Raw genomic sequence first — 12,337 nt, forward strand, 5'->3', positions numbered from 1 at the left:
ACGAAAAGTGTTAAAAACATAAACTCGCAGGTTTAATATTTTTAACACTTTTTATTAACATAAATAAATATAATTTTAAATTAGTCTAAAGAATATAAGAATTTATGTATATCATTAGTAGTTTCTTCAGCATCTATAGTTAGATGTAGCATGTCTGTATAGATAGTTTCAGATTTTCCATCAAGAGGAAATCTAGATTGCTCTATATTAGGAGTACCCATGCCTAGAACTGTAGTAGCTATAGAGATAATCTCACTATTAGTAAGATTAGTTGTTACTAAAGGCAAAATATCGTCCATTATAGAAATTAGTTCTGTAAGTGATGAATCTTTAAATTTGTTAAATAAAGCTTCAAGAACATCTCTTTGTCTTTCACTTCTTTTATAATCACTACCTTCAGTATATCTTATTCTACAATACGCAGCCGCTTGAGTTCCGTTTAAGGTTTGAGTACCAGCTGAGGTTAATTTTTCAGTATTTGTACCATTTTCACTATCAATATTTTTAATATATCCATTTATATAATTTAATTCTTCATTAGTTATATTCATTTCAACCCCACCAAGTTTATCAATAATTTCAGGTAAAGTGTGTAAACTAACAGAAATAAATTTATCAACAGTTAAATTAAAATTTGTATTTATAGTTTTTAATATAAGCTCTGGTCCGCCATAGGCCATTGTATAATTTAAGTTTTGTTTTCCACTTCCGTCAGGTAAATCCAAATACATATCTCTCATTAGTGAGAAAAGCTTAAGTTTATTATTTTTTTTATCTATTCCTAATATCATAGTACAGTCTGAAGCACCATAAAGATTTCCGTATTTCTCATTTTGGCTAAAATCTGTTCCTAATAAAGCTATTGTTACAACATCTTGATCTTCCTTTGCTGGTTCTTTACCAGTTTCAGTTACGACAGATCTATCAATTTCCACTCTTTCAACCTTAGATGAATAGTGATTAAGAGCAAATGCTATACTTCCAATTATTAAAACTAATACTAAGCAAATACCCATTAGAACCTTTTTTGTTGTAGATAATTTTTTCATAAGTTCCCCCTATAGTCCATAAAATTTGTAATTTTTAATAGTATAATAATTTTAACATGAACAAATGAAGTTTGACAAAATATATTAATATTTGATTTTGGAAATAAAATACTTTTTCTGTTTATTAAAATATTAAGTAATTTATATATGAATCTTTTGTGTGAAATTTATAATTATATTTAAGAAAAATATGATATTATTACATGGAAAGCGCAATTATAAAACTTTATTAATTAAATTAAAAAAGTTATTTAATATTTGAAAAATATGTTATATAATAATAAGTGAGGAAATTAATAATTATTTGGGAGGAAATTAATTATGGCAGTATTAGTATCTGGGGGAATGGGTTATATCGGAAGTCATACAACAGTAGAGCTTTTAAATGCAGGATATGATGTTGTAATTGCTGACGATTTAAGTAACAGTAAAGAACTTGTTAAAGATAGAATTAGAGAAATAACAGGTAAGAACGTTAAATTTTATAATGTTAATTTAACTAATGTATATGAAACAGAAAAAATATTTGAAGAAAATAACATAGATTCGGTAATTCATTTTGCGGCCTTTAAAGCAGTAGGTGAATCAGTTGAAAAGCCATTAGAGTATTACTACAATAACTTAACAAGTGCATTAGTAGTATTAAAGGCTATGAAGAAATATGGATGTAGAAACTTTGTATTTAGTTCATCTGCAACAGTTTATGGAGATGCAAAGGTAGTTCCTATAACAGAAGATTCTCCATTATCAACTACTAACCCTTATGGATCAACTAAGCTTATGATTGAAGATATGTTAAGAGATATTGCAAAGGCAGAACCACAATTAAACATAGCGATACTAAGATACTTTAATCCAGTTGGAGCTCATAAGAGTGGAACAATAGGTGAGGATCCGAATGGAATACCAAATAACTTAATGCCATATATCACAAAGGTAGCAATTGGAGAATTAAAGCAATTAAGAGTATTTGGTAATGACTATCCAACTCATGATGGAACAGGTGTAAGAGATTATATCCATGTTGTAGATTTAGCTGTAGGGCATGTTAAAGCTTTAGAAAAACTTGCAACTAATCCAGGACTTGTAACTTATAATTTAGGAACTGGTATTGGATATTCAGTACTAGATGTTGTTAAGGCATTTAGTGAAGCATCAGGAAGAGAAATTCCTTATGAAATAGTAGAAAGAAGAGCAGGAGATATTGCTACTTGTTATGCTGATCCTAAGAAAGCAAATGAAGAGTTAGGATGGAAAGCTGAAAGAGGAATCAAGGAAATGTGTGAAGATTCTTGGAGATGGCAAAGTAATAATCCTAAGGGATATAATTAGATAATGTATGCTTTTATAGCTAAGGAAAACAGAATTATTGCTTTTCCTTAGCTTTTTTATTTTGTAAAGTGAATAATTGTAAAAGTCTATTAATATAACTAAATAGATAATATAAAAAGAAAAATATGTGAATATATTAAATTTAATGATTAAAGGTTACAATGATAATTACAAAATGTTAATGAACATAAAAAGATGTTTGAAATGTAAGGGAAAAATTAAAATATATACAAAATAAAAACGACTTCTGTAAAGTACAGAAATCAGCTTTTAGTAGTTTAAATTATTTCTTGTATTATTGATATAAGATTTACTTTAATTAATTCTAATGTAGCATATTTTTAATAATATGGTATGGAAATTATAAATTAATTTTTATTTCAGAGTATTCCATTTCGTTATTAGAAATTGCATAAAATGTAATTTCATTTATATGACTTAGTTCTGAAGATGGAATAGAAATTTCTATATGTTGATGGTTATTATCATCAGTAATGGTTTTACAATCTAAAATTCTATCTCCAACTTTTACATATGAGTATAAAGTTTCATTATTAATAAGAGGAATTGATAAATCTGTCACTGCATAATTATCATTAATTTTATAAGTATTATCAATGTTTGTAAACTGAGAATTTATTAGATTACTATAACTTGACAATGGTTTATTATAACTTATTTCTTTCATTGATGTGGCATCAAAATATGTTGAGTTATGTGTATATTCTATAGACTCAAATAACACAATATCAGGGTTAAATAAATTTATATAATAATCAATATCAAGTATATTTTGATAATTATGAACTAGAATAAATTCAGAAAAACTATCTGTTAAAAACTTATGATTATTATTAAAATAACTTCCAGCAAACACTAATATTTTTGGAGCTTCAGTATTATCCGTATTAATATAGTGAGCAAAATTACTGTAATGTTCAGATATTTTAATTTTATCTATAAAAGTATCTACATTTTTTATATTTGATGAATCTTTTAGTTCATAGGTAATTGTTTCTTCATTAATAGGAAAATATGAAACTGGCAATGTAGTATGAGTACTTACCCCTATATCATAATTATTTATATCAAATTTATCTATAGAGGAATCAATTTCATTTAGTTTATTTAATATAGTAGATATTCCTATAATAGCCCCTGTTTCATTCCAATGATTAGCATCATATTTTTTATCAAATACTTGATAATTATTTTTTGCATTAATAAGATTATCACCAGTATATACATAATTTATATTATTTTTAGTAAGACTATCTAAAAGGTAGTTAAGGTTAAAATTCTGATAATTAACTCCTATTGGTAAGTATTCAGAATATACGGTGGTCTTACTAGGTTCAACAGCATATAAAAAATTTATATCCCTAGAATTACAATAATCCTGTATTTTTAAAATAAAATTAGAAAATGTATCTTGATATTCAATATCGAATCCTTCTCTTGATAATTTTGAAAAATACATAACCATCTTGTCCATATTGATAGCTAGGATGAATCATATAATTAAATAATGAATCCATAGCTTTAGTATATGCATTAATCATAGTCGTTCTAAAACCAATTCTATTATTAATGAATTCTTCTGCATTTGTAGTGAAGTCTCCAGATAATACATCTGAAATTTCAATTAGTTTTTTATTATCTATTTCAGATATTTGATTATTTTTTAAATTCATAGTTATAACAGGTATAACTAATATTAAAATAAAGGCTATTATTCTTAAAATATATATACGTTTCATATAATCACCACCAATTAAAATTGAAAATAAATAAATGGACTATAGGTTGAATTTACAATGAAAACTATACAAGTGATTAATAACAGAGATAAAAATATAGTTTTTATTACTTCAAAATACTTTGTTGAATTATATTTTTTAAAAATATTAGGAAGTATAGGTGTTGATATAAAAATAGAAATTATTAACCATACTATCATTCTAAAATTCATAAAGTAAGGGAATTCAAATGATATAATTTCATTATGAACTAGTCCAAATAAAACTAAGATAAATTTAAATGCATCTTGCAATGTATTGAAGCTAAAGAATACCCAGCCTATAATAACGATAAACATGGTGATTAACCATTTAATTATATTAGGAGTTTTTATATACCAATGTTTATTATGAATTAATCTTTCGATTACAATAAAGAAACCATGCCATACTCCCCAAAAAACAAAGTTCCAAGAAGCGCCATGCCATAATCCAGTAATTAAAAATAAGATTAGAAGATTTATATAGGTATTACCAGTCCTATTACCACCTAATGGTATATATATATATTCTCTAAATCAAGTAGATAACGATATATGCCATCTTCTCCAAAATTCGGTAATGCTTTTAGATATATATGGATAATTAAAATTTTCCATAAATTTAAATCCAAACATATATCCAAGACCTATGGCCATATCTGAGTAACCAGAAAAATCAAAGAATATTTGTAGAGTATAGCAAATTATTCCTAACCAAGCTGTAGGTGTATCTATAACATTATATGAGTATGGAATTACCCATGCTATAAAATCAGCTAAGATATCAGCTATTATAACTTTTTTTGCAAGACCGATAATAAAGCGTTCAATTCCATAACTAAATTTTTTTAGTGTTTCCTTTCGATTTCTAATCTGACTATCTATATCCTTATATTTTACTATTGGACCAGCAACTAATTGTGGAAATAGAGAAATATATAGCGCGACTAGGAAGGGATTTTTATTAACCGTGGCAACCCCTCTATATATATCGATTATATAGGACATTCCTTGAAATGTGAAAAATGATATTCCAATTGGCATTACAATTTGTTTTAATTGAAAATTGCTATTAAATATATTATTTATATTGTTTATTGTAAAATCATAATATTTATAGTAGAACAAAATACTTAGATTTAATATTACACCAATTATTAGTAAAAGTTTACTTAAATTAGATTTTTTATTAAATTTAAATATTAAAATACCAAATGTATAATTTATTAGAATTGAAATCAGTAGTATTGGAACATAATTTACTCCTCCCCAAGCATAAAAGAATATACTTGCTAATAGAAGTATATAATTTCTAATTTTTCCTTGGCATAAATAATAAAAAAGCAATGTAAATGGTAAAAAATGAAAATAAAAATTTGCGAACTAAATACCAAAATTATTCCTCCTATGTTATACTAAATTTTAATTATATGTTGTGCATATCTGAGATTTTAGGTAGTATATAATAATAAAAATACACATAAGAAATATTATAACTTAAAAGCTATAATTATTAAATGTATTATATATGAAGTTTTAATGATAAAATATAAAACTAGTAAAGCTATTTACTCGTTTTATGAATAGGTCTATAATTGTATAATTGAGAAATCAAAATAATTAATAAAGGATGGTAAGATCTACGTGAATATATGTTATGGGATTATTACACATAAAAATAGCAATATTTTAAGAAATACTATAAACTTATTATATAGAGATAATGATATAATTTTACATGTAGATAAAAAGGTTGACAAAGCAATTTTTGGTGAATATAAATCTGTTGCGGATATTATGGATAATAATGTTAATGTTCAATGGGGTACATATTCTCAGATTGAAAGTACATTAAATATAATAAAAAACGCAATGAAGTATAATTTTGATTATTTATGTATTATATCAGGCGATGATATGCCATTAAAAAGTAGCACTATGATAAAGGAGTTTTTTGAACGTAATAAGGGTAAAGAATTTATAGGGATAGATACAGGTATAAATTATAACTCTATTAAAAATAGAGTTAAATATGAGCATAAAGGATATCATTATAAAAAAAATAAAAATATTTTAGAAAAAGTAGCTGCAAAAGTTCAAAAGGAATTATCATTACAGAAGAAAAATGATAAGTTTGAATTATTACCAAAGTTGTATAAAGGACCAAATTGGTTTTGTGTTAGTCATGAATTTTGTATTTATTTACTAGATTACATAGAAAATAATAAATGGTATGAAGACGCTTTTAAAAAATCATTATGCGGAGATGAAGTTTTTTTTCAAACAATAATAATGAATTCTAAATTTAAGAATAGAATTTATAGGCTTAATGAAGTTGATGATAATCATATGGCCTTAAGATATATAGATTGGAAAACGGGACCAGAGTATCCAAGGTTATTAGATGAAAATGATTTTGAAAAAATTAAAGAAGATAAAAATAGTGACTGCATATTTGCTAGGAAATTTAATGAAAATTTAGATATTAATAAATTTAATAATATATTTAATTTATATGAATAATTAGTTTATAACTAATTACTAAACTTTTCTATAAATATATGATAAAATATAAAGTATTATGAAATTAATTGTAGGATTAATTAGGAGGAATTAATATGAACGTACCTTTTTCACCACCAGATATAGCACAATTAGAAATAGATAATGTTGTTGAAGTGTTAAAATCAGGGTGGATAACTACAGGACCTAAGACAAAAGAGTTCGAGAATAAAATTGCAGAGTATTGTGAAACTGAGAAAGCAGTTTGTTTAAATTCTGCTACAGCTGCATTAGAAATGACACTAAGGTTATTAGGTATAGGAAAAGGAGATGAAATAATTACTTCAGCCTATACATATACGGCATCTGCTAGTGTGATTGATCATGTGGGGGCAAAGATTGTATTAGTTGATACAGAAAAAGACTCTTTTGAGATGGATTATGATAAAATATCAGATTTAATAAATGAAAGAACAAAAGCAATTATTCCGGTTGATTTAGCTGGTATAATGTGTAATTATGATAAATTATTTGAAATTGTTAATAGTAAGAAGGAAATATTTAAAGCAAATAACGAAGTTCAAAAGGCTATAGGAAGAGTAGCTATAGTAGCTGATGGAGCTCATTCATTTGGAGCAAAATATAAGGGGAAGATGAGTGGAGCAGTTGCTGATTTTACTAGTTTTTCTTTTCATGCAGTTAAAAATTTAACAACAGCAGAAGGGGGAGCAGTAACTTGGAGAAAGATTAAAGGTATTGATAGTGAAGATATATATAAGAAATATATGATACTATCTCTTCATGGACAAACAAAAGATGCTTTATCTAAGACTAAGATAGGGTCATGGGAGTACGATATTTTAGAGCCAGCCTATAAATGTAATATGACTGATATAATGGCTGCTATAGGGTTAGCTCAGTTTACTAGATATGATGATATATTAAAATATAGACATAAGATTGTTCAAATGTATGATAAGGGATTTAAGAATAATTGTAATTTAGAGGTATTAACTCATGATAATGGAGATAGTCATTCAAGTTATCACTTATATTTAGTTAGATTAGTTGGGAAAGATGAAGAGTATAGAAATGAAGTAATTAGAAAAATGTCGGAATTTGGAATTGCTACAAATGTTCATTATAAGCCATTACCTATGTTAACTGCATATAAAAATTTAGGATTTGATATTAAGGATTATCCAAATGCATTTAATATGTATAGGAATGAAATAACATTACCTCTTAATACTGTTATGACAGAGGAGCAAGTAAATTACGTAATAGAAAAACTTAATGAAATAGAAAGAGGATAGTATATGTCATTGAAAAAGTACGATAACTTGCCAGAGTTTATGAAAAATAATGAGGTAAAGGAATATTACGATATTCTTAATAAAAGAAGAGGACAATTAGCCTTGAAGAGAGCTTTAGATTTTATCGGTGGATTAATAGGTACTATAGTACTTTCACCAATAATGATTATTTTAGCGATAGTTATAAAATGTGAATCTAAGGGGCCAGCATTATTTAAACAAGTTAGAGTAACTCAATATGGTAGAGAATTTAAAATATTTAAATTTAGAACTATGGTTGTAAATGCTGAAAAACTAGGAACACAAGTGACATCAAAAGATGATCCTAGAGTTACTAAGGTCGGAAAGTTTTTAAGAAAGTATAGATTAGATGAATTACCACAAATAATAAATATATTGTTTGGAGATTTAAGTTTTGTTGGTACTAGGCCAGAGGTTCCAAGATATGTTAATGAATATACAGATGAAATGATAGCTACATTATTGTTGCCAGCAGGGGTAACATCGGAAGCTAGTATTGAATTCAAAGATGAAGAAAAGATATTAGATAATAGTAATAACATAGATAATGATTATATATATAAGGTTTTACCATTAAAGATGGGATATAATTTACATTACATCAAGCTTTTTACAGTTTTGTATGATATTAAAATTATATTTAGAACTGTTGGTGCAGTTTTAGGATTAGAAGAAAATAACTCACAGCAATCGGACAGTTAAAAGAGAGGAGATAAATATAGTGAAGGTTTCTTTTATAGTTGTAGCTTATAATGCAGGCAGTAAACTAGAAAATCTTTTAGAAGATCTTAAAAAACAAGACTATAATCATAATGATATTGAAATTATATTAGTAGATAGTAATTCAAGTGATAATACAAAAGATATTATGATGAAGTTTAAAGAAATAAATAAGACATTTTCTAAAGTTTTAGTATTAGATAATCCTAAAAAGATTTTGCCTTGTGGATGGAATATTGCATTAGAAGCTAGTACTGGGGATTTAATATTAAGAGTAGATGCACATTCTTCTCTACCAAATGACTTTATTAGCAAAAATGTAAATAGGATTGATATGGGAGAGAAAATTGTTGGTGGTCACAGAATAAGTATAATAGATGAAAATAATGCTTGGCAAAAAACTCTTTTAATAGCTGAAAAATCTATATTTGGTAGTGGAATAGCAACTTATAGAAGGAAAGAGAGAGAAGAGTATGTAAGTACTCTTGCTCATGCTGCTTATTCTAGGGAAGTATTTAAAAAGGTTGGGGGATATGACGAAAGATTAGCGAGAACAGAAGATAATGAAATACATTATAGAATGAAGAAAGCTGGGTATAAGTTTTTACTTGATCCAACAATAAAGTCATATCATCATGCTAGAAATAGTTTGTCGAAAATGATGAAGCAGAAGTATTTGAATGGATATTGGATTGGATTAACAATGGGAATATCTCCAAAATGTTTTTCAATATATCATTTTGTGCCACTAGTATTTGTATTAGCTCTTATATTTAGTATAATATTTGCATTTGTATTTAGTAGTATACCGTTGATTTTATTATTAGGTGCATATTTTACGTTTAATATATTGAATACTATTTTTTCTATAATTTCAGAGAAAAAGCATTTAGATTATTTATTATTACCATTTATTTTCTTTTTATTACATTTATCTTATGGATGGGGAACATTATATGGTTTAATAAAGTTACCATTTTGGATAAGATTAAACAAATCATTTGAATATCCAATAGTTAAATAAGAATTAGTATGATTATATAATTTTATATTTATCGAAAGAGGAATATGAAAAATGGATAAAATAAAAAAGAACGTGAAGAGAATCTTAGGAAATATAAATAAAATAGGACTTAAAAATAAATGTTTTACTATAATTAGTAATAATTGTTGGGGAGGATTTGTCTATCAAAAGTTTAATTTACAGTATAGGACACCTTTTGTTGGGTTATTTATATTTGCACCGGATTATATAGAACTGCTTGAGAATTTTGATACTCTAATTGAGAAGAAGTTATTTTTTATAGATGCAGGAAGTTCTAAATATAAAGAAGAACTTATTAATAATAATACATTTAATAAGTATCCTATAGCAAAGTTAGGAGAAAATGTTGAAATTCATTTTTTACATTATCATTCTAAAGAAGAGGCAGAAAATAAATGGAATGAAAGATGCTCAAGAATAAATCGAGATAATTTATTGGTGAAATTTTCGGATAAGGATAAGTGTTATGATGACTTAATATTTAGATTTGATAAATTGAAGTTTAAGAATAAAATATGTTTTTCAGCAAAGGAATTTAAATCATGTAAGTCGGTAATAACACTTAGAGAGTTTAGTGGTGAAGAATTTGTTAAAGATGAATGGAGATATTATAAAAAATATATTAATATTAAGAAATTATTAAACTCCTTAAATACATAATTAGAGGACTACTTTAGATTATATAATATAAACTAAAGTAGTCTTTTTGTATTTAGAATACCACAGGTTCGACCTGTGGTTCCGGAAAGTTTCTAGCGATAAGTAGAAATAAAAAAACTCCGTTGTAAAATTATAGTAGGTTTGCCGACCACAACTATAATACAAGGAGGTATCCAATATGGATAATAGTAGTTTAGCACATGGCAAATGCATGTAAAGATCATATACATATGCTTGTTAGTATACCACCTAAATTGAGTGTTTCACAGTTTATAGGATATTTAAAGGGAAAAAGTTCATTGATGATATTTGACCGACATGAAAATTTAAAATATAAGTATGGAAATAGGCAGTTTTGGTGTAAGGGATATTATGTTGATATAGTAGGACGAAATAAAAAGATAATAGAAGAGTATATCAAAAATTAGATTCAAGAAGATTTAGCATATGAACAAATGAGTTTAAAAGAATATATAGACCCGTTTACGGGTAAGCCGGTAAAGAAAGGCAAGTAATACAGCCCCTTTAGGGGTAGCCAGTGAAAATATGCGGTTGGCAAACCGTTCGACGTGCGAGTAGCACAGGCAGTAACAGAGCCTTATAGGCGCAGAGCAAACCACCTGTTTGACGGGTGATCCTGATTATGTAGAAAAACGTAAAAATATAAATTTTTTTTATAAAAAATACAATTTATTGATTAAATAAATAATATTAGGTATAATCTTCATGAGTGCTATAAACTAGTTTGCTATGAATTTGTACTATCCTTAATTATTTAGGGGGAAATTCATGAAATTTATAAAAAAAGTTACTTTTTTAGTACTATTCTTATTTGTGGTGAATCTAATTATGCCTAATGTAGATGTACAAGCATTTGTAGATTCTAATACAAGTAAAATTAATTCTAACGAAGAATTAGGGTTAATTTTCCAAGATGAGATGAGTATAGAAGACGTTAATTTTGACAGTGAGAATATTAGTGATGAGGGGGAAGATGTAAATAATATTAATGAAGAAAAAAGAAGTGTTGGTGATGAGCCAGTAGTAATTAAATTAGAAAATCCTATTGAAAATCATAAATTAACAGGATCATTTTTTGTAAAAGGATGGGCTGTAGGCTTAGAAGGTATATCAGAAGTAAATGTATATATAGATGGAAAACTTTACGGACAAGCTACTTATGGTATAACAAGAAATGATATAGGTAGTAAGTATCCTCAATATATTAATTCTACTAATAGTGGATTTAATATGGAAATTGAAGGATACCAAAATGGTGTACATGAAGTAAAAGTCATTGCAATTGATATTAAAGGACAAAAAGCAGAAGCAAAGGTTAATATAAGTGTTGATACAACGACAACAGTTATTATGTCAAAGGGAACGTTGAAAAGGGAGCAAATGATTTCATACTTATTAAAGAGAAATCCAAGTAAGAGTCAAGAGTATGCTGAAGCTTTTGTTGATTATACTATAAATGAATCAAATATTGAAGGTGTAAATCACGATATATTATTTTCTCAAATGATGCATGAAACAGGATTCTTAAAGTTTGGTGGGGATGTAAAAGAAGAGCAGAATAACTTTGCAGGATTAGGTGCAGTCGGAAATGGAGTACCTGGTGAATCATTTCCAACAATACAAATAGGAATAAGAGCAGTTGTTCAGCACTTAAAAGCATATGCATCTACAGAGGCCTTAGTACAAGAGTGTGTAGATACAAGGTTTAAATATGTCCAAAGAGGAACTGCATTATATGTAGAGCATCTTGGAATACCAGAAAATCCAAAGGGGAAAGGATGGGCTGCATCAAATTCATATGGATATAAGATTTTAAAGATAAGAGATGAGATAGCTCAAGAACCTATTAACTATATTTCTAAAATAACAAGCTTTAAGACGACAGGAGAAA

At 26.7% G+C, this 12,337-nt stretch carries 10 protein-coding genes and 2 pseudogenes; 8 read left to right on the top strand and 4 right to left on the bottom strand.

Annotation, left to right across the window (positions count from 1 at the left end; genetic code table 11):
• Nucleotides 1-80: 80 nt before the first annotated feature.
• Nucleotides 81-1,049, bottom strand: a complete 969-nt coding sequence (locus TY07_RS16045; RefSeq protein WP_042402534.1) for an LCP family protein — start codon at nucleotides 1,047-1,049, stop codon at nucleotides 81-83.
• Between the two features lie 321 nt (nucleotides 1,050-1,370).
• Here TY07_RS16045 and galE point away from each other — a divergent pair, with 321 nt between their 5' ends.
• Nucleotides 1,371-2,381, top strand: coding sequence for a UDP-glucose 4-epimerase GalE (galE, locus tag TY07_RS16050; RefSeq protein WP_042402537.1), 1,011 nt, complete (start codon nucleotides 1,371-1,373; stop codon nucleotides 2,379-2,381).
• Between the two features lie 361 nt (nucleotides 2,382-2,742).
• Here the strand turns inward: galE and TY07_RS16055 are convergent, their stop codons facing one another.
• The 3 genes and pseudogenes from TY07_RS16055 to TY07_RS16060 all read right to left on the bottom strand — a co-directional run bounded on the left by TY07_RS16055 (nucleotide 2,743) and on the right by TY07_RS16060 (nucleotide 5,205).
• A complete protein-coding gene (locus tag TY07_RS16055) occupies nucleotides 2,743-3,861 on the bottom strand; it encodes an alginate O-acetyltransferase AlgX-related protein (RefSeq protein WP_242833275.1) in 1,119 nt (372 codons plus the stop codon).
• Nucleotides 3,821-4,141 carry a hypothetical protein gene (locus tag TY07_RS18665; RefSeq protein WP_242833276.1) on the bottom strand — a complete coding sequence of 107 codons (321 nt, stop codon included), beginning with the start codon at nucleotides 4,139-4,141 and terminating at the stop codon, nucleotides 3,821-3,823. The genes TY07_RS16055 and TY07_RS18665 overlap by 41 nt, the downstream gene beginning before the upstream one ends.
• Nucleotides 4,142-4,155: 14 nt before the next feature.
• Nucleotides 4,156-5,205 (bottom strand): annotated as a pseudogene (locus TY07_RS16060) (MBOAT family O-acyltransferase).
• 600 nt (nucleotides 5,206-5,805) lie between these two features.
• On the opposite strand from TY07_RS16060, the gene TY07_RS16065 reads away from it, so the two are divergent.
• The 7 genes and pseudogenes from TY07_RS16065 to TY07_RS18670 form a co-directional block, all read left to right on the top strand.
• Nucleotides 5,806-6,684, top strand: a complete 879-nt coding sequence (locus tag TY07_RS16065) for a beta-1,6-N-acetylglucosaminyltransferase (RefSeq protein ID WP_042402540.1) — start codon at nucleotides 5,806-5,808, stop codon at nucleotides 6,682-6,684.
• 95 nt (nucleotides 6,685-6,779) lie between these two features.
• Nucleotides 6,780-7,979 carry a DegT/DnrJ/EryC1/StrS family aminotransferase gene (locus TY07_RS16070; RefSeq protein WP_042402543.1) on the top strand — a complete coding sequence of 400 codons (1,200 nt, stop codon included), beginning with the start codon at nucleotides 6,780-6,782 and terminating at the stop codon, nucleotides 7,977-7,979.
• Nucleotides 7,980-7,982: 3 nt separating this feature from the next.
• Nucleotides 7,983-8,702, top strand: a complete 720-nt coding sequence (locus TY07_RS16075; RefSeq protein WP_172684750.1) for a sugar transferase — start codon at nucleotides 7,983-7,985, stop codon at nucleotides 8,700-8,702.
• A 19-nt stretch (nucleotides 8,703-8,721) separates the two neighbouring features.
• Nucleotides 8,722-9,744 carry a glycosyltransferase family 2 protein gene (locus TY07_RS16080; RefSeq protein ID WP_042402545.1) on the top strand — a complete coding sequence of 341 codons (1,023 nt, stop codon included), beginning with the start codon at nucleotides 8,722-8,724 and terminating at the stop codon, nucleotides 9,742-9,744.
• A gap of 51 nt (nucleotides 9,745-9,795) precedes the next feature.
• The gene (locus TY07_RS16085; protein ID WP_042402547.1) at nucleotides 9,796-10,425 is read left to right on the top strand and encodes a DUF1919 domain-containing protein; all 630 of its coding nucleotides are present in this window, start codon (nucleotides 9,796-9,798) and stop codon (nucleotides 10,423-10,425) included.
• A 203-nt stretch (nucleotides 10,426-10,628) separates the two neighbouring features.
• A pseudogene (gene tnpA / locus TY07_RS16090) lies at nucleotides 10,629-10,940 on the top strand (IS200/IS605 family transposase); the annotation flags it as partial.
• Between the two features lie 274 nt (nucleotides 10,941-11,214).
• On the top strand, nucleotides 11,215-12,337 hold a 1,123-nt coding region (locus tag TY07_RS18670), incomplete at its 3' end, for a glucosaminidase domain-containing protein (protein ID WP_242833277.1).

The sequence above is a fragment of the Clostridium saudiense genome, from assembly GCF_000577815.1.
GTDB lineage: Bacteria > Bacillota > Clostridia > Clostridiales > Clostridiaceae > Clostridium > Clostridium saudiense.

Excerpts from the sequence above, each read along its gene's own strand:
- TY07_RS16085 (WP_042402547.1), top strand. The coding sequence starts at position 9,796 with ATGGATAAAATAAAAAAGAACGTGAAGAGAATCTTAGGAAATATAAAT.
- TY07_RS16055 (WP_242833275.1), bottom strand. The coding sequence starts at position 3,861 with ATGTATTTTTCAAAATTATCAAGAGAAGGATTCGATATTGAATATCAA.
- TY07_RS16075 (WP_172684750.1), top strand. The coding sequence starts at position 7,983 with ATGTCATTGAAAAAGTACGATAACTTGCCAGAGTTTATGAAAAATAAT.
- galE (WP_042402537.1), top strand. The coding sequence starts at position 1,371 with ATGGCAGTATTAGTATCTGGGGGAATGGGTTATATCGGAAGTCATACA.
- TY07_RS18665 (WP_242833276.1), bottom strand. The coding sequence starts at position 4,141 with ATGAAACGTATATATATTTTAAGAATAATAGCCTTTATTTTAATATTA.
- TY07_RS16070 (WP_042402543.1), top strand. The coding sequence starts at position 6,780 with ATGAACGTACCTTTTTCACCACCAGATATAGCACAATTAGAAATAGAT.
- TY07_RS16045 (WP_042402534.1), bottom strand. The coding sequence starts at position 1,049 with ATGAAAAAATTATCTACAACAAAAAAGGTTCTAATGGGTATTTGCTTA.